This is a genomic window from Piscinibacter sp. PDB1-1 (assembly GCF_056675995.1).
Map to the genome: position 1 here is coordinate 257,046 of NZ_JBWVZJ010000001.1, position 16,938 is coordinate 273,983.

Sequence of the window (16,938 nt, forward strand, 5' to 3'; positions counted from 1 at the left end):
CTTGCAGTCACGCGCGTGACGAGAACGATCAGAAGGCTTCGAGCGCGAGCGCCGTGACGCTCTCTGCGCCCTCGATGATGGCGTCGCGCTGGCCAGGGACGCGGCTCAGGATGTGGTCGGCGTAGAAACGCGCGGTCGTGACCTTGGCCTTCAGAAAGGCTGCATCGCCCTCGCCCGCCTTGAGTTGCGACTCTGCCACCAACAGCGCTCGTGCGAGTTGCCAGCCTGCCATCAGGTTGCCGGCGAGCATCAGGTAAGGCACCGACCCCGCGAATACCGCGTTGGGGTTGCCCTTCGTGCCGCCCGCCACGAAATCGACCACCGCCTCGAAGGCCACGCGGGCTGCGCTCAGGCGCTTGGCCATGGCGTGTGCTGCCACGCTGTCGCGCCGGGTCAGCTCGGCTTCAGTGGCCTCGATCTGCTTGGCGATGCCCTTGGCCGTCTGGCCGCCATCGCGCGCCGTCTTGCGGCCGACCAGGTCGTTGGCCTGAATCGCGGTCGTGCCTTCGTAGATGGTCAGGATCTTCGCGTCGCGGTAGTACTGCGCGGCGCCAGTCTCTTCGATGAAGCCCATGCCGCCGTGCACCTGTACGCCGAGGCTCGTCACCTCCAGGCTCATCTCGGTGCTGTAGCCCTTGACCAGCGGCACCATGAACTCGTAGAAGGCCATGTTCTGCTTGCGCTCCTCGGCATCCGGGTGGGCGTGGGCAGCGTCATAGGCGGCAGCGGCGGTGAGAGCCATCGCGCGGCAGCCTTCGACTTGTGCGCGCATGGTCATCAGCATGCGCTTCACGTCGGGGTGGTGAATGATGGGCGCGCTCTTGTTGATGGAGCCATCGACCGGGCGCGACTGCACGCGGTCCTTCGCGTAGGCCACGGCCTTTTGGTAGGCGCGCTCGGCGATCGCGATGCCCTGCACTCCCACGGCGTAGCGAGCAGCATTCATCATGATGAACATGTACTCGAGGCCGCGGTTCTCCTGGCCCACCAGCGTGCCGATGGCACCGCCGTGGTCGCCGAACTGCAGCACGGCCGTCGGGCTGGCCTTGATGCCCAGCTTGTGCTCGATGCTCACGCAGTGCGCGTCATTGCGCTCGCCCAGCGAGCCATCGGCATTGACCAGGAACTTCGGCACCACGAAGAGACTGATGCCCTTCACGCCCTCCGGCGCACCGGCCACGCGGGCCAGCACGAGGTGCACGATGTTCTCGGCCATGTCGTGCTCACCATAGGTGATGAATATCTTGGTGCCGAAGATCTTGTAGGTGCCGTCGGGCTGCGGCTCGGCGCGGGTGCGCACCAGGGCCAGGTCGGAGCCGGCCTGCGGCTCGGTGAGGTTCATCGTGCCAGTCCAGGTACCCTCGATCATCTTGGGCAGGTAGATGGCCTTCTGCTCGTCGGAGCCGGCGGTCAGCAGCGCCTCGATGGCGCCATCGGTCAGCAGCGGGCACAGCGCGAAGCTCATGTTGGCGCTGTTGATCATCTCGATGCAGGCTGCGCCGATCGTCTTGGGCAGGCCCTGGCCGCCGAAGTCGGCCGGGTGCTGCAGGCCCTGCCAGCCGCCTTCGGCGAACTGGCGGAAGGCTTCCTTGAAACCCGGTGTGGTGAACACCTTGCCGTCTTTCCAGTACGAAGGGTTCCTGTCACCCTCGAAGTTGAGGGGCGACAGCACGTCCTGGTTGAACTTGGCCGACTCTTCCAGCACCGCCTGCGCCGTTTCCAGCCCAGCTTCCTCGAAGCCCGGCAGTTGCGCCACGGCTTCGATGCCAGCGAGTTCCTTCATGCAGAAAAGCATGTCCTTGACGGGAGCGACGTAGCTCATGGTGTCTCCTTCAATACTTCACACAGACGAGAAAGCCCGTCAGCTCATGACCGACGGGCTTGGGTTCAACTGGCGCTCAGAGCGCCTTGACGAGTTCCGGCACAGCCGTGAACAGATCGGCTTCGAGGCTGTAGTCGGCCACGCTGAAGATCGGTGCCTCGGGGTCCTTGTTGATGGCCACGATCACCTTGCTGTCCTTCATGCCGGCCAGGTGCTGGATCGCTCCCGAGATGCCGGCGGCGATGTACAGCTGGGGTGCCACGATCTTGCCGGTCTGGCCGACCTGCCAGTCGTTGGGGGCGTAGCCCGCATCGACCGCGGCGCGGCTGGCGCCGAGCGCAGCGCCGAGCTTGTCGGCCAGCGGGGTCAGCACTTCGTTGAACTTGTCGCTGCTGCCCAGCGCCCGGCCACCGGAGACGATGATCTTGGCGGCGGTCAGCTCGGGGCGGTCGTTCTTGGCGATCTCGCTGCCCACGAAGCTGCTCTTGCCGCTGTCGGCTGCTGCAGCAGCGGTTTCCACGGCGGCGCTGCCACCGGTGGCAGCCGCGGCGTCGAAGCCGGTGGTGCGCACGGTGATGACCTTCACCTTGTCACCGCTTTGCACGGTGGCGATGGCGTTGCCGGCGTAGATGGGGCGCTCGAAGGTGTCGGGGCTGACGACCTTGGTGATGTCGCTGATCTGGCCGACGTCGAGCTTGGCCGCCACGCGCGGGGCGACGTTCTTGCCGCTGGCGGTGGCGGGGAAGAGGATGTGGCTGTAGTTCTGGGCAATCGCCAGCACTTGCGCGGCGACGTTCTCGGCCAGGCCGTGGTCGAGCTGGGCGCCGTCGGCGTGGATGACCTTGCTCACCCCGGCGATGGCGGCAGCGGCCTGGGCGGCTTCGCCTGCGTTGGCTCCGGCGACGAGGACGTGCACGTCGCCGCCAATGGCAGCGGCGGCGGTCACGGTGTTGAGGGTGGCGCCCTTGATGGATTTGTTGTCGTGTTCAGCGATGACGAGGGATGTCATGGTTCTTGTCCTTCCCGTGTTCTCAGATGACCTTGGAGACGTTCTTGAGCTTGTCGACCAGGGTGGCGACATCGGGCACCTTGATGCCGGCGCTGCGCTTCGGGGGCTCGGCAACCTTGAGGGTCTTGATGCGCGGGGCGACGTCGACGCCCAGGGCCTCGGGCTTGACGGTCTCCAGCGGCTTCTTCTTGGCCTTCATGATGTTGGGCAGGGTGACGTAGCGCGGCTCGTTGAGGCGCAGGTCGGTGGTGACCACGGCCGGCAGGCTGAGCTTCAGGGTCTCGAGGCCGCCGTCGACTTCGCGGGTGACGGAGACGCCGTCGGCCGAGAGTTCGACCTTGCTGGCGAAGGTGGCCTGGGGCAGGTCGCCGAGGGCGGCGAGCATCTGGCCGGTCTGGTTGCAGTCGTCATCAATCGCTTGCTTGCCGAGGATGACGAGGCCGGGTTGTTCCTTGTCGACCAGGGCCTTCAAGAGCTTGGCGACGGCCAGGGGCTGCAACTCGGCGTCGGTCTCGACCAGGATGGCGCGGTCGGCACCGATGGCCATGGCGGTGCGCAGGGTCTCCTGGCACTGGGTGGGGCCGGCGGACACGGCGATCACTTCGGTGACGACACCCTTCTCCTTCAGGCGAACGGCTTCTTCGACCGCAATCTCGTCGAAGGGGTTCATGCTCATCTTGACGTTGGCGATGTCCACACCGCTGCCGTCACTCTTCACACGTACCTTCACGTTGTAGTCCACCACGCGTTTGACGGCTACCAGCACTTTCATATCGCACTCTCCTGAGACATGGATTGAATGAAACCTTGGGCTGCCCTGAAGGGGCTGAAAACGAGCGTTCGGGCGATGGCAATCGCATAAAAACGAACGATCGTTCGATTCCGTGATTGTCTCACGACTTGGCGCGAAAACGCAGCCTTTGCCCCCACTGCTAGACTGCGCGCCCCATGAGCCCCCCACAAGCCCCACTCGTCGGCGTATTCGATTCGGGTGTCGGTGGCTTGTCGGTGCTGAAGGCGCTCCACCAGCACCTGCCGAGCACCCCTCTGCTCTATGTGGCCGACTCCGCGCATGCGCCGTACGGCGAGCGGTCGGACGAGTTCATCATCGATCGCACGCACCGCATTGCCAGCCATCTGCTTGCGCAGGGTGCGGGGCTGTTGGTCCTGGCGTGCAACACCGCCACCGCCATGGCCGCCGCCAGCCTGCGCGCTCGTTGGCCTGGCGTGCCCGTCGTCGCGGTCGAGCCCGGCATCAAACCGGCCGTGGCAGTCACCCGCAATGGCCGCATCGGCGTGATGGCCACGCCCGCCACGTTGCGCAGCGACAAGTTCAAGCGTCTTTTGAGTGCGCACGGGAGCGGCATCGAGGTGCATCTCCAGCCCTGCCCGGGCCTGGCGGGCCTGATCGAACGAGGTGATCCGACGGCGCCAGCTCTGCTCGCGCTGATCGAAGAGTTCAGCGGCCCGCTGATGCACGCGCAGGTCGACACCGTGGTGCTGGGATGCACGCACTACCCCTTCGTCGCAGCCCAGATCCAGGCCGCCTTCGGCAGCGACGTGCAGTTGATCGACACCGCCGAGGCCGTGGCGCGGCAGGCCGCGCGCGTCATCGGGAGCTTGGGCGCCGCTGCCAGCTCGGCGCGCCACGTCATGCTTCAGACCACCGGGGATGCGACCCACCTTGCTGCGCTCGCGTCGCGCTGGCTGCCCTTCGAGTGCGAGACCGCCCACGCGCTGTGCCTTTGACTCGATGGTGCCTGGGACGGGGGTCGAACCCGTACGCCCTCTTTCAAGAAGCGGCGGAGTTTAAGTCCGCTGTGTATACCAATTTCACCACCCAGGCGGCGGCTGGATTATCGGCCGGCGCTGCCGGCCTGCTGCGCATCAGTAGCTGATGCTGTAGCGATGGCCCTTGTACGAGAGCACTGCCGATTTCAATCGGATCTGCTCGAGCGTCATCAAGCCCGCCACCTTGTCGCCCTCATGGAACACCTGCCCGTTGAGGATAAGCATACGGTTGGCAGGTGTCTTGGAGTACATCGCGCCGCCAATGATCAGTTGGGGCAACTCGCGCTTGATGTTCTCGGGCAGCGTTGCGTAGTCGGGCACACGCTCCTCCGTGGCGGACACGGCGGGTGCTGCCGAGGCCTTGGTATCGGGCTTCGCGGGTGCGCGCTCCGCGGGCTTGGGTGGCGGCGCCGGCACTTCCGGGGGCGCTTGCACCAGCAGAGGCGGCGGAGGCGGTGGCTCTGTCGCGGCTACGGGCGGTACGGGCTCCGGGTTGGGCTGCACAGCGGCGGGCGGCGGGGGAGGCGTATAGGTGACGGCCGGTGTAGACAAGTCCTTGAGCGCAGTCCGCCCCAGGAGCAACCAACCCAGAACGGCGGCCAGTACCACCGCCAGGCCAATCACGGCCCACAGCAATGGGTGCGCGCGGCGCTCCCTCGGCTCGTCGTCACCATCGGCAACGGCCGAAGGCATGGTCTTGGCATGCAGGTTGGGGACAGCGCCTCGTTCTCGTTCGGAGTCGGCGCGCCTGAGTGCATCGAGGATGTACGACATCGACTCGCCTTTCAGTTGGACACCGGCTCAGCCTGCAGGCGTGGCTCGGCCACGCCCACCGCACGATTGAGCTGCATGAGCGTGAATGGCCCTGCCCGGCCGTCAGGGCGCAGGCCCTGCGCCACCTGAAAGGCCGACACCTGGGCCTGCAATGTCGAATCGAAGCGCTGCCTGCCCGAGGGCGGCTTCTCGTTGCTGGCCTTCGCCAACTGCACGGCAAGCCAGTCGACGGCTTGGCCCGTGCTCCCCGGGGAGATCTTGCTGTCGAAGCCGGGAGGTGTGCGCCACAGGGTCGCGAACTCACCGCGCCAGATGCCGGAGAGCGCCTGCAGGCTGATGGCCTGCGTCACGCCACCGGCACGCAGCCTGGCGCTGTCGCTCGTGAGCCCGACGAGCAAGGCGTAGCCAGGGCGGCCCGTGTCGTCATACAAGGTCAAGATGGCAGGCCGCGCCAACTGGCGGATCAGCGTCAGCCCGCCGTCGCTCTTGAAGCACTGCAGTTGCTGGCGCGGCGCGGTGGCGCAGGGGTCACCTTCGCCCAGGGTGGCTTTCCACAGTGACGCGAGTTCGTACCACCCGGCACTTTCCGCGATCAGGTTGAGCCGCACGGGCACGTTGGGTTCGGGCACTGCCTCGCTTGCCGCCTTGGCGGAGACAACACCGGATGCCACGCGCGATGCGTTGGCAGGCCGAGCACTGGCAGCGAGAGCCGGGGAACTGGCCGCCGCGGACACCGGTGCCCCTGCCGACTTGCCACCCGAACTCCTGTCGGCGGCCCAATTCACAAGGCCGAACAAAAGCGCCCCAAGCACCACCCCGGCCACCGAAGCCATCACCGCCACGCGTGCGAGTTTGCCTTTGGGCACGGCGGGCACTTCATCATCCTGACCGAAGACCTCGCGTGCCGCCTTGTCGACGGTCGCCAGATCCACCCGCCCCTGGCCTGCTCCGTAGGCTCCCAGCAACGCGCGATCGCACAACAGGTTGATTCGCCGCGGCACGCCGCGTGACAGCTGATGGATGCGCTTGCGGGCATGCCGATCGAACGGGATCAGGCCACGCAGGCCCGCCACGCCCAGGCGGTGGCGGATGTACTGCATCGTCTCCGTCTCGGTGAGCGCCGCGAGGTGATAGCGCGCCGTCACCCGCTGCGCGAGCTGCTCGAGCTCGGGGCGGGCCAGCATGTCGCGCAGCTCCGGCTGGCCGATCAGGATGATCTGCAACAGCTTGCGCTCGTTGGTCTCCAGGTTGGTGAGCAGGCGCAGCTGCTCGAGAACTTCGCTCGAGAGGTTTTGCGCCTCGTCGATGATCAGCACGTTGCTCTGCCCTTCGGCATGCGACTTGATCAGGAAGTCGTTGATCGGATCGATGTATTCCTTCACCGTCTCGCCATGCGGGTGCTCCGCAGGCTGAGGAATCCCGAACTCGTCGCACACGGTGCGCAGCAGTTCGATGACGGTGAGCTTGGGGTTGAAGATGTAGGCGAAATTGCAGGTCTTGGGGATCTGCTCCAGGAAGCAGCGGCAGACCGTAGTCTTGCCGGCACCGATCTCCCCGGTGAGCAGAACGAAGCCGCCACCACCCCGCAAACCGTACAGCAGATGCGCCAGGGCTTCGCGGTGCCGCTCGCTCATGTACAGATAGCGCGGGTCGGGCGCAATGGAGAACGGCTCGTGACGCAGACCGAAGAATTTGGCGTACATGGTGTCCGCGAGTCTATCCGCGCGCCCAAGTCTCGCCGCAGCCCGCCCCGCTATGCTGCATGCCGCATGAACCCTTACTTCGACCCTGCCAAGCCCCACCATCGCCCAGATGGCTTTCAGAACCGCCACGGCGAGTTCACGCCAAAGACGCTTGCCGAGGTGCTGCGCTGGCGGTTCGATGCCATGCGCCACGGTTTGCCCCGGCCGCCAGCGCGCCCGATCCCGCAGGTCGCAGCCGACCTGGGCTTCCTGCACGGCAACCTCGGGCAGGGCATGCAGCCCGCGGTGACATGGGTCGGGCACGCCACCGTGTTGGCGCAGATGGGCGGCATCACCCTGCTCACCGACCCGATCTTCTCGAACCGAGCTTCACCCAGCCAGTGGATCGGTCCGAGACGCCATCAGCCGCCCGGCGTGGCATTGCATGATCTGCCCCGGGTGGACGTGGTCCTCGTCTCACACAACCACTACGACCACCTTGATGCAGCGTCCGTGGAGGCACTGAACCGTCAGCGCGGTGGCCCACCTGTGTTCGTGGTGCCTCTGGGCTTGAAGCCATGGCTCGCCTCGCGCGGGGTCTCGAACGCCGTGGAGCTCGACTGGTGGGACAGCCATCGTGTGGCTTCGGCCAGCGGCGAGATCGAAGTCATGCTCCTGCCGGCACACCACTGGTCCGCCCGCGGGCTGAACGACCGCATGAGCACGCTCTGGGGCGGGTTTGCGGTGCTCTCCCCCGATTGCCACCTCTTCTACGCGGGCGATACCGCGTACTCGCGCGACTTCATCGACATCCGCGAGCGCCTGATCGATCGCCAATCGGCCGCCGAGGGCGGTGGCTTTGACATCGCATTGCTGCCCATCGGTGCCTACGAGCCGCGCTGGTTCATGTCGCAGCAGCATGTGAACGTCCCCGAGGCCGTCAAGATCCACATCGACGTAGGCGCCAAACGATCACTGGGCGTGCACTGGGGCACTTTCGCACTCACCGACGAGCCCCTGGACGAGCCACCCCGCGTGTTGGCGGCCGAACGCCACGCTCGTGGGCTGGCCGATGATGCATTCGTCACCATCGCCATCGGCGAGACCTTGCGGATTGCACCGCGCCGCTGAGCAAAGCTCCCCTCAGTTCACCCATTCGATGTCCGCCCCGAGGGCGCGCAGGTTCTCCACGAAGCGCGGGTGAGCGCGCCGGATCGGCGCCGCATGGCGGATCACCGAGCGGCCCTCGATGCTGGCCGACAGCATCAACATCGCGATGGCCACGCGGATGATGTAGGGGCTGTCGACTTGCGCAGGTACCAAGGGTTTGCCGCCGAACGTGACGACGCGATGCGGGTCGGAGAGGAATGTGTGCGCGCCGAACTTGGCCAACTCCGCGGTCCAGCCCATGGCGCCGTCGTAGACCTTGTTCCAGAACATCACACTGCCTTGGGCCCGCACGCCGAGTGCGATGAAGATGGGCAAGAGGTCGACCGGCAGGTACGGCCAGGGAGCGGCTTCGATCTTCTGTAGCAGGTTGGCGGTGAACGGCTGGCTCACCTTGAGTTCGCCTTGCAGCCGTGCCCTCGACCAGCCGTCTTGGTGCGTGACCTCCACCCCGAGCTTGGCAAAGCAGCGATCCAGCAGCGGGAAGTGCTCCGGTGCCGTGTTGCGAACCGCCACGTCGCCGCCGGTGATGGCACCTAGCGCGAGGAAGGTCGCCACTTCGTGAAAGTCTTCGACGAAGGAGAACTCTGCGCCGCCCAGGCTCCCATCCACGCCGTCGATGGTCAGCCGCGACGTTCCAATGCCCTCGACGCGTACCCCAAGCTTCTGCACAAACGCACAAAACTCCTGCACATGCGGTTCGCACGCCGCATTGGTCAGCACCGAACGCCCGCAGGCGAGCACCGCGCAGAGCACGAAGCTCTCTGTCGTGGTGACCGATGCGTAATCCAGCCAGTGCTGGTTCGCGCGCATCGGAGCGTCCATGCGCAGGACCAACGCGTCCACGCTGCGATCGACCCGTGCGCCAAAGCGCTGCAAGACCTCGACGTGAGGGTCGATCTCGCGCATCCCAAGCGTGCACCCCTTGACGTCATGCTCGATCCGCACTTCCCCAAATCGTGCGAGCAGCGGTGGCACCAGCATGATCGAGGACCGCATGCCAGCGGGGAGCCGGTGCAATTGCGGATCGAAACTGCACGCGCCGTGGTGATGCACGTCCAGAAGGCCTTGGTCGAAATCCACTCGAACCAAGCTGCCGAGTTGTCCGAAGAACTCGAGGATCTTGCGCACGTCCGTGATGTCCGGCACACCATGCAGACGAACGGGCTCGCGGGTGAGCAAGGTGCCGCACAGTATCGGCAGCACGGCGTTCTTGTTTGCGGACGGGAAGATGCGCCCGGCAAGGGGCTTGCCGCCGCGAACGACAAGGTGATCGCCATGGGCCGCCATTTCAGGACGGCACTGCGGTGATGGGAGAAGTTGAACTGGCACAAGGGGTCTCCTGGCTGGGCGCCACCCAGGTGGGGCGCAGCGCAAGGATCGGCGGCGGACACGAACGCGGTATGAAGTGATCGGCACGCGTGTGAAGCCTGCGTGAACACCGCTATTGCCCATGCTGCCGAAACCCGACACCATGCGTACAGTTTCCCGTTGGCAGTCCGGATATCCGCATGACCATTCGACATTCAACTCTGATCACCGCCCTGCTCGTGTGCTGCGGCACTGGTGCGCATGCTGCTTCGCCAGCGACAGAAGCGGCACAGGCCGCCGAGAAGTGCGAGGCCGCAGTCGTCGACACCATCAAGGAAATGAGAGGCCGCGACGCACAAGATGTCCAGTTCAGCAAGGACAAGCGAGTTCTGGCACCCACCACCGGCGACGACACCGACGTCAAGGGCGCCGGCCGCTACCGCGGCCCCGGCGGCGCGTCGATGCCGTTCACCTACGGGTGCGCCTACAACGGCAAGACCGGAGACACGTCCGGCATCGTGTTTCGTGACTCCGCGGCACTCCGCGCATCGGAAGAGAAGCCCTGGCAGCCCGACTTGATGAGCATCTCGCCCGAAGCCTGCGAAGCGGCCGTAGCCTCGGCGCTCAAGGGCAAGCACCCTCGCGTCGGCCGCATCACGTTCGGCTCAGATTCAAGGCAGTTGCGCCCGGCTCCATCGGGCCGCTCCAGCCTCGAAGGCATTGGCGCCATCCAGCGCGCCCCCGGCATGAACCTCAATCAGTTCAGCTATCGCTGTGAGTTCGAGCCTGCCAACGGAAAGCTCGCCGCGGTGCAGACGTTCGAGTAGGTCTGGCGCATGCCCGCAGAACCGTTCCACGCAACGAAAAACGCCCCGGCTAACCGGGGCGTTTTTCGTCGAATGTTTGGAGGCGCGAGCCGGAGTCGAACCGACCTACACGGATTTGCAATCCGGTGCATAACCGCTTTGCTATCGCGCCCCGAAATCTGGAGTCTAGCGGCGGATCTGAATTGGCAAAAAGGGAAGCCGAAGCTTCCCTTTGAATTTGGAGCGGGATAAGAGGCTCGAACTCTCGACCTATACCTTGGCAAGGTATCGCTCTACCAACTGAGCTAATCCCGCTTTGTGCCTTCGATCAAATCAGACAGTGTCTGAATCAACCGAAGCTCGCATTATAGGACGAAAAATCTGTGGAAATCAAGAGCCTCCACAGAAGTTTTTCGCCGTTCTTTCAATGCTTCAACGAGTCACCCGGGGCTGCCGCGGCGGGCTCCGCCTTCACGCCCTCGACCTTCGGGGGCTCCTCTTCGGCGAGCGGCTCCGGAACCGATTCAAGTGCGACTTCGAGCACTTGATCAATCCACTTCACCGGCACGATCTCCAGATGGTTCTTCACGTTCTCAGGAATGTCCTGAAGATCCTTTGCATTCTCCTCAGGGATCAGAACCGTCTTGATGCCACCGCGGTGTGCTGCAAGAAGCTTCTCCTTCAAGCCGCCGATCGCAGTGACCTCGCCACGAAGCGTGATCTCGCCCGTCATGGCCACGTCGGCGCGCACGGGGATGCCAGTCAACGCGGAAACGAACGCCGTCGTCATGGCTGCACCCGCACTTGGGCCATCCTTCGGTGTGGCACCGTCGGGCACGTGAATATGGATGTCACGCTTCTCAAAGAGTTCGTCCTTGATGCCGAGGCGGCGAGCGCGGCTACGCACAACCGAGCGAGCAGCTTCGACGGACTCCTTCATGACGTCGCCGAGCGAGCCGGTTCGAAGGATGTTGCCCTTGCCCGGCATCACCGCGCTTTCAATGGTGAGCAAATCGCCGCCGACTTCCGTCCACGCCAGACCGACCACCTGTCCGACCTGGTTCGCCTTCTCCGCGCGCCCGTAGGAGTACTTGCGCACGCCCAGGAAATCGTTGAGATTGTCCTCGGTCACCACCACCTTACCCGTGAAGGTCTTGAGCTGAAGCCCCTTGACGACCTTGCGGCAGATCTTCGACACCTCGCGCTCGAGTGAACGCACGCCAGCCTCACGCGTGTAGTAGCGAATCACGCCGCGCACCGCCGATTCGGTGACGTCGAGTTCTTCATCCTTCACGCCGTTGTTCTTGCGTTGCTTGGGCAACAAGTAGCGGGTGGCGATGTTGACCTTCTCGTCTTCCGTGTAGCCGGAGAGGCGGATCACTTCCATCCGATCCAGCAGGGCCGGCGGAATGTTCATCGAGTTCGACGTTGCGATGAACATCACATCGCTCAGGTCGAAATCGACCTCGACATAGTGATCGCTGAACGTATGGTTCTGCTCAGGGTCGAGCACCTCGAGCAGCGCCGAAGACGGATCACCGCGGAAGTCCATACCGAGCTTGTCGATCTCATCGAGCAGGAACAGCGGGTTGCGCGTACCGACCTTCGACAGGCTCTGCAACACCTTGCCCGGCATGGAGCCGATGTAGGTGCGGCGATGGCCGCGGATCTCCGCCTCGTCGCGCATGCCACCCAGCGCCATGCGCACGAACTTGCGTCCGGTGGCGCGCGCCACACTCTGGCCGAGCGATGTCTTGCCCACACCCGGAGGGCCGACCAGGCACAGGATAGGTGCCTTGACCTTGTCGACGCGCTGTTGCACCGCGAGGTACTCGAGGATGCGATCCTTGACCTTCTCGAGGCCATAGTGGTCCTCGTTCAGCACGTCCTCGGCATGCGCCAGATCGTGCTTGATCTTGGTCTTCTTGGTCCACGGCAGGTTGATGAGCGTGTCGATGTAGTTGCGCACCACGGTGGCCTCGGCCGACATGGGCGACATCAGCTTGAGTTTCTTGAGCTCGGCATCGACCTTCTTGCGCGCATCCTTGGGCATCTTGGCCGCAATGATCTTCTTCTCGAGCTCCTCCATGTCGGCGCCTTCTTCGCCGTCACCGAGTTCCTTCTGGATCGCCTTGACCTGCTCGTTCAGGTAGTACTCGCGCTGGCTCTTTTCCATCTGGCGCTTGACGCGGCCACGGATGCGCTTTTCCACCTGGAGGATGTCGACTTCATGCTCGAGTTGCTCGAGGAGCTTCTCCAGTCGCTTGTCGACCGCGAAAAGGTCGAGCACCGACTGCTTGTTCTCGAGCTTGAGCGGCAGGTGCGCCGCGATGGTGTCGGCCAGCCGGCCGGCATCATCGATACCCGCGATCGAAGTCAAGATCTCGGGCGGGATCTTCTTGTTGAGCTTGACGTATTGGTCGAACTGCTGAGTCACAGCGCGCCGCAGGGCTTCGACCTCCGGCTTGGCATCAGCCTCGGGCGGAACGGGGCTGACCTCGGCCATGAAGTGCTCGCCGTTGTCACTGATCGACAGCGTGTTCGCGCGCTGAATGCCTTCCACCAGCACCTTCACCGTGCCGTCGGGCAGCTTGAGCATCTGGAGGATGCTGGACACGCAGCCCACCTCGAACATGTCGTCAGGCTTGGGCTCGTCCTTGCCGGCGGCGCGTTGCGCAACCAGCATGATCTGGCGACCGGCCTCCATCGCAGCTTCAAGCGCCTTGATGGATTTGGGGCGACCCACAAACAACGGAATCACCATGTGGGGGAACACCACAACATCCCGCAAGGGGAGCAGCGGCATGGTGATCGGCTCAGCAGGCAAAACAGGATGTCCGGACATTGGAACCTCTCTTTCTCAGACCCATTTAGGGCCCGAGCATTGATTTGCAAGATGCCCGCGCCTTGCAGCGCGCGGGCCATTCAGGGTCCTCAGTCTCAGCAACGAGGCGGCTTCAGGCACTGGCCTTGGCCTGTTCGCGATACACCAACAAGGGCTTGGCGTTCTCTTCAATGGTGTGCTCATCGAGCACCACCTTGTCCACACCATCAAGCGTAGGCAACTCGAACATCGTGTCGATCAAACTCAGTTCCATGATCGAACGCAGCCCGCGGGCGCCGGTCTTGCGGGCCAGCGCCTTGCGCGAGATCGCAGCAAGGGCCGAGGGGCGAATCTCAAGCTCAACCCCATCCATGGCGAACAGCTTCTGGTACTGCTTGACCAGGGCGTTCTTCGGTTCCGTCAGGATCTGGACGAGCGCGTCTTCGGTCAGCTCGCCCAAGGTGGCTACCACGGGCAGGCGCCCCACCAACTCGGGAATGAGACCGAACTTGATGAGGTCTTCGGGCTCGACCTCACGGAACACCTCGGAGACCCGCTTCTCGCTCTTGGTATGCACCGTGGCACCGAATCCGATGCCCGACTTCTCGGAGCGGTTCTGGATGACCTTTTCCAGGCCATCGAATGCCCCGCCGCAGATGAACAGGATGTTGGTCGTGTCGATCTGCAGGAAATCCTGGTTGGGGTGCTTGCGCCCACCTTGCGGTGGCACCGAAGCCATCGTGCCTTCGACGAGCTTGAGCAGTGCCTGCTGGACCCCCTCACCCGAAACGTCGCGCGTGATGGAGGGGTTGTCCGCCTTGCGCGAGATCTTGTCGATCTCGTCGATGTACACGATGCCTCGCTGTGCCTTCTCGACGTCGTAGTTGCAGTTCTGCAGCAGCTTCTGAATGATGTTCTCGACGTCCTCACCCACGTAGCCAGCCTCGGTCAGCGTGGTGGCATCAGCAATCACGAAGGGCACGTTGAGCAGGCGCGCTAGGGTTTGGGCGAGCAAGGTCTTGCCGGAGCCTGTGGGTCCGATCAAAAGAATGTTGCTCTTGGCCAGCTCCACCTCGTCCTTGGTGGCGGCCATGTGCTTCAGGCGCTTGTAGTGGTTGTAGACCGCGACTGCCAGCGTGCGCTTCGCCGCGTCTTGTCCGATCACGTACTGGTCAAGGCTGGACTTGATGTCGCTCGGAACGGGCAGATCGGATTTCGCTGCACGGGCCTCAGGGGCATCCGCCGGGACTTCATCGCGAATGATGTCGTTGCACAGCTCGATGCATTCGTCGCAGATGAACACCGAGGGGCCTGCGATGAGCTTCTTCACCTCGTGCTGGCTTTTGCCGCAGAAGGAGCAGTAAAGAACTTTCTCGCTGGAGGAGCCTTTTTTTTCGGCCATGAATGGGTGCGCTGAGGCGTAGAAGAAGAGGCTGAGTGAATGATAGAGCAAAAGGAAACGGGGCCCTGGAGGTAAAAAAGGCCCCGTTTCGATCGCAGTTACGGGCCTTGGCCCGGGGTGCGCAATGTCAGGGCGCGGCGCCCGGCATCGCACGCCGGTTCACGACCTGATCGATCAGGCCATAAGCCTTTGCCTCCTCTGGATCCATGAAAAAGTCACGTTCCATGTCGGCACGGATCTTCTCCAGGGGTTGCCCGGTACGCTCCGCGTAGATCTTGTTGAGCTGCTCGCGGGTCTTCAGGATTTCACGGGCATGGATTTCAATGTCGGTGGCCTGACCTTGAGCACCGCCCGACGGCTGGTGAATCATCACCCGTGCGTTCGGCAGCGAGAAGCGCTTGCCTTTGGCACCCGCCATCAGCAGGAATGAGCCCATGCTCGCGGCCATGCCCACGCACATGGTCGACACGTCAGGCTTGATGAACTCCATGGTGTCGAAGATCGACATGCCGGCAGTCACCGAACCACCGGGCGAGTTGATATAGAAGTGGATGTCCTTGTCCGGGTTTTCGCTTTCGAGGAAGAGCAGCTGCGCGACGACCAAGCTGGCCGTCTGGTCGTTGACGGGGCCGACCAGGAAGATGATGCGCTCGCGCAGCAGACGGCTGTAGATGTCGTAGGCGCGCTCGCCGCGGCCAGACTGTTCGATAACGACGGGCACCATGCCCAGACCTTGAGTTTCCAGCGCGCTCATGTGTCGGATCCTTGAAGAATGAACGGTACAGATTGGGTTGGATTATGTCGCGTCAAGAGCAGCGCCATGAAACCGAGCCCAACAATGACAAAGGGCACCAAAGCCTCGCGGCCTGGCGCCCTTTTGGGACAGCGGTTCGACCCGATCAGCCAGCCATCAGTTCGTCGAACGGAACAGCCTTGTCGGTGACCTTGGCCTTGCCGAGCACGAAGTCGGTGACGTTGTTCTCGATCACGACACCCTCGACCTCGGCCATGCGCTCACGGTCGCTCAGGTACCAACGAACAACCTCTGCCGGCCGCTCGTAGCTTTGGGCCATCTCTTCGATGTGCGCCTGAAGCTGCTCGGGCTTGGCCTGGAGGTTGTTGGTGCGAACCAGTTCGGCGACCACGAGACCCAGGCGAACGCGGCGCTCGGCCTGCGGCGTGAAGAGTTCTTCTGGGATGGGCGCCTTGTCGGCGTCCTTGATGCCGCGCTTCTTGAGGTCGGCACGTGCGTTCTCGATCATGCGATCGGTCTCGCCCTTGACCAGCGCCACCGGCACGTCGAGCTCAGCGGTCTTGGCGACCGCATCCATCACGGACGCCTTGTTGCGCGCCAGGACACGGAACTTCACTTCACGCTCGAGGTTCTTCTTGATGTCGGCGCGCAGCGCCTCGACAGTGCCGTCGGCGATGCCCAGGGCCTTGGCGAAGGCCTCGTTCACTTCGGGCAGGTTCTGGGCTTCGACCTTGTTCAGGGTCACCATGAAGTCGGCTTCCTTGCCAGCGACTTCCTTGCCTTGGTAGTCCTCGGGGAACTGCAGCGGGAAGGTTTTCGAATCGCCGGTCTTCATGCCGCGCACAGCCTTCTCGAAGGCTTCAAGCATCTGGCCTTCGCCGAGGATGAACTGGAAGCCATCAGCCTTGCCGCCGTCGAACGGCACACCATCGATCTTGCCTTCGAAGTCGATCGTGACCTGGTCGCCGTCGGTTGCCGCTTCGGACTTGGCGCGCTGGGCAAAGGTACGGCGCTGCTTGCGCAGGATGTCGACAGTCTTGTCGACTGCGGTTTCGGTGACTTCGCTGCTGATGCGCTCGACTTCGGCGCCGCTCAGATCGCCGAGCTTGACTTCGGGATAGACCTCGAAGGTGGCGTCGAATGCCATCTGGCCTTCAGGGGCCGATTCCTTCTCGGTGATCTTGGGGGTGCCGGCCACGCGAAGGTTGGCCTCGTTGGTGGCCTGCTGGAAAGCCTGGCCGACCTTGTCGTTCATGACTTCGTACTGCACCGAGTAGCCGTAGCGCTGGGCCACGACGCTCATGGGCACCTTGCCCGGGCGGAAACCGTCGGCCTTGACCGTGCGGGCCAGCCGCTTCAAGCGCGATTGCACTTCGTTGTTGATGGTGTCGGCGGCGAGCGTCAGCGTGATGCGGCGTTCGAGCTTCTCGAGGGTTTCAACAGTGACAGCCATGATGTTCTGGACTCTCTGGTTTGATATTGCTGGTGCGCGGGGCGGGACTCGAACCCGCACACCATTGCTGGCGTCAGGACCTAAACCTGGTGCGTCTACCAATTTCGCCACCCGCGCAGGTATCAGAAGGGAAGGGGGGCCGC

The 16,938-nt window shown here is 63.8% G+C and carries 13 protein-coding genes and 4 tRNA genes; 3 read left to right on the forward strand and 14 right to left on the reverse strand.

The features are described from left to right. Positions 1-28 precede the first annotated feature (28 nt). The 3 genes from AC1KAR_RS01150 to AC1KAR_RS01160 all read right to left on the reverse strand — a co-directional run bounded on the left by AC1KAR_RS01150 (position 29) and on the right by AC1KAR_RS01160 (position 3,603). Entirely contained in the window at positions 29-1,822 is a 1,794-nt protein-coding gene (locus AC1KAR_RS01150) for an acyl-CoA dehydrogenase (RefSeq protein WP_480313888.1), read from the reverse strand. Positions 1,823-1,898: 76 nt separating this feature from the next. Continuing rightward, positions 1,899-2,831, reverse strand: coding sequence for an electron transfer flavoprotein subunit alpha/FixB family protein (locus AC1KAR_RS01155; protein ID WP_480313890.1), 933 nt, complete (start codon positions 2,829-2,831; stop codon positions 1,899-1,901). A gap of 22 nt (positions 2,832-2,853) precedes the next feature. Then, the gene (locus tag AC1KAR_RS01160) at positions 2,854-3,603 is read right to left on the reverse strand and encodes an electron transfer flavoprotein subunit beta/FixA family protein (RefSeq protein WP_480313892.1); all 750 of its coding nucleotides are present in this window, start codon (positions 3,601-3,603) and stop codon (positions 2,854-2,856) included. Positions 3,604-3,779: 176 nt separating this feature from the next. Between AC1KAR_RS01160 and murI the strand changes: the two genes are divergently transcribed. Then, positions 3,780-4,580 (forward strand): glutamate racemase, encoded by an 801-nt coding sequence (gene murI / locus AC1KAR_RS01165; protein WP_480313895.1) that lies wholly within the window; start codon positions 3,780-3,782, stop codon positions 4,578-4,580. 5 nt (positions 4,581-4,585) lie between these two features. Here the strand turns inward: murI and AC1KAR_RS01170 are convergent. The 3 genes from AC1KAR_RS01170 to AC1KAR_RS01180 all read right to left on the reverse strand — a co-directional run bounded on the left by AC1KAR_RS01170 (position 4,586) and on the right by AC1KAR_RS01180 (position 7,099). After that, a tRNA-Leu gene (locus tag AC1KAR_RS01170) sits at positions 4,586-4,677 on the reverse strand. 41 nt (positions 4,678-4,718) lie between these two features. After that, entirely contained in the window at positions 4,719-5,396 is a 678-nt protein-coding gene (locus AC1KAR_RS01175) for a general secretion pathway protein GspB (protein ID WP_480313897.1), read from the reverse strand. An 11-nt stretch (positions 5,397-5,407) separates the two neighbouring features. Then, entirely contained in the window at positions 5,408-7,099 is a 1,692-nt protein-coding gene (locus tag AC1KAR_RS01180) for an ExeA family protein (protein WP_480313899.1), read from the reverse strand. Between the two features lie 66 nt (positions 7,100-7,165). Here AC1KAR_RS01180 and AC1KAR_RS01185 point away from each other — a divergent pair, with 66 nt between their 5' ends. Next, positions 7,166-8,209, forward strand: a complete 1,044-nt coding sequence (locus tag AC1KAR_RS01185) for an MBL fold metallo-hydrolase (protein WP_480313901.1) — start codon at positions 7,166-7,168, stop codon at positions 8,207-8,209. A 12-nt stretch (positions 8,210-8,221) separates the two neighbouring features. On the opposite strand, the gene AC1KAR_RS01190 is transcribed toward AC1KAR_RS01185, so the two are convergent. Then, positions 8,222-9,535: a UDP-N-acetylglucosamine 1-carboxyvinyltransferase gene (locus tag AC1KAR_RS01190; RefSeq protein WP_480317709.1), complete on the reverse strand. Its 1,314-nt coding sequence runs from the start codon at positions 9,533-9,535 to the stop codon at positions 8,222-8,224. Between the two features lie 221 nt (positions 9,536-9,756). On the opposite strand from AC1KAR_RS01190, the gene AC1KAR_RS01195 reads away from it, so the two are divergent. Next, the gene (locus AC1KAR_RS01195; protein WP_480313903.1) at positions 9,757-10,383 is read left to right on the forward strand and encodes a hypothetical protein; all 627 of its coding nucleotides are present in this window, start codon (positions 9,757-9,759) and stop codon (positions 10,381-10,383) included. Between the two features lie 77 nt (positions 10,384-10,460). On the opposite strand, the gene AC1KAR_RS01200 is transcribed toward AC1KAR_RS01195, so the two are convergent. The 7 genes from AC1KAR_RS01200 to AC1KAR_RS01230 all read right to left on the reverse strand — a co-directional run bounded on the left by AC1KAR_RS01200 (position 10,461) and on the right by AC1KAR_RS01230 (position 16,912). Then, positions 10,461-10,534 (reverse strand) — tRNA-Cys (locus AC1KAR_RS01200). Positions 10,535-10,601: 67 nt separating this feature from the next. Next, a tRNA-Gly gene (locus AC1KAR_RS01205) sits at positions 10,602-10,677 on the reverse strand. 109 nt (positions 10,678-10,786) lie between these two features. Further along, a complete protein-coding gene (gene lon / locus AC1KAR_RS01210; RefSeq protein WP_480313905.1) occupies positions 10,787-13,207 on the reverse strand; it encodes an endopeptidase La in 2,421 nt (806 codons plus the stop codon). A gap of 112 nt (positions 13,208-13,319) precedes the next feature. Then, positions 13,320-14,588, reverse strand: a complete 1,269-nt coding sequence (gene clpX, locus AC1KAR_RS01215; protein ID WP_480313907.1) for an ATP-dependent Clp protease ATP-binding subunit ClpX — start codon at positions 14,586-14,588, stop codon at positions 13,320-13,322. Positions 14,589-14,715: 127 nt separating this feature from the next. Then, complete coding sequence (clpP, locus tag AC1KAR_RS01220; protein WP_480313909.1) at positions 14,716-15,342, reverse strand: ATP-dependent Clp endopeptidase proteolytic subunit ClpP; 627 nt, start codon at positions 15,340-15,342, stop codon at positions 14,716-14,718. 145 nt (positions 15,343-15,487) lie between these two features. Next, the gene (tig, locus tag AC1KAR_RS01225; protein WP_480313911.1) at positions 15,488-16,795 is read right to left on the reverse strand and encodes a trigger factor; all 1,308 of its coding nucleotides are present in this window, start codon (positions 16,793-16,795) and stop codon (positions 15,488-15,490) included. A gap of 30 nt (positions 16,796-16,825) precedes the next feature. After that, positions 16,826-16,912: transfer RNA gene (locus tag AC1KAR_RS01230), tRNA-Leu, on the reverse strand. Between the last annotated feature and the right edge of the window lie 26 nt (positions 16,913-16,938).

What these genes read in the sequence shown, in the direction of transcription:
- AC1KAR_RS01150 (WP_480313888.1), bottom strand. Translation starts at nt 1,822, where the DNA reads ATGAGCTACGTCGCTCCCGTCAAGGACATGCTTTTCTGCATGAAGGAA.
- AC1KAR_RS01155 (WP_480313890.1), bottom strand. Translation starts at nt 2,831, where the DNA reads ATGACATCCCTCGTCATCGCTGAACACGACAACAAATCCATCAAGGGC.
- AC1KAR_RS01160 (WP_480313892.1), bottom strand. Translation starts at nt 3,603, where the DNA reads ATGAAAGTGCTGGTAGCCGTCAAACGCGTGGTGGACTACAACGTGAAG.
- murI (WP_480313895.1), top strand. Translation starts at nt 3,780, where the DNA reads ATGAGCCCCCCACAAGCCCCACTCGTCGGCGTATTCGATTCGGGTGTC.
- AC1KAR_RS01175 (WP_480313897.1), bottom strand. Translation starts at nt 5,396, where the DNA reads ATGTCGTACATCCTCGATGCACTCAGGCGCGCCGACTCCGAACGAGAA.
- AC1KAR_RS01180 (WP_480313899.1), bottom strand. Translation starts at nt 7,099, where the DNA reads ATGTACGCCAAATTCTTCGGTCTGCGTCACGAGCCGTTCTCCATTGCG.
- AC1KAR_RS01185 (WP_480313901.1), top strand. Translation starts at nt 7,166, where the DNA reads ATGAACCCTTACTTCGACCCTGCCAAGCCCCACCATCGCCCAGATGGC.
- AC1KAR_RS01190 (WP_480317709.1), bottom strand. Translation starts at nt 9,535, where the DNA reads ATGGCGGCCCATGGCGATCACCTTGTCGTTCGCGGCGGCAAGCCCCTT.
- AC1KAR_RS01195 (WP_480313903.1), top strand. Translation starts at nt 9,757, where the DNA reads ATGACCATTCGACATTCAACTCTGATCACCGCCCTGCTCGTGTGCTGC.
- lon (WP_480313905.1), bottom strand. Translation starts at nt 13,207, where the DNA reads ATGTCCGGACATCCTGTTTTGCCTGCTGAGCCGATCACCATGCCGCTG.
- clpX (WP_480313907.1), bottom strand. Translation starts at nt 14,588, where the DNA reads ATGGCCGAAAAAAAAGGCTCCTCCAGCGAGAAAGTTCTTTACTGCTCC.
- clpP (WP_480313909.1), bottom strand. Translation starts at nt 15,342, where the DNA reads ATGAGCGCGCTGGAAACTCAAGGTCTGGGCATGGTGCCCGTCGTTATC.
- tig (WP_480313911.1), bottom strand. Translation starts at nt 16,795, where the DNA reads ATGGCTGTCACTGTTGAAACCCTCGAGAAGCTCGAACGCCGCATCACG.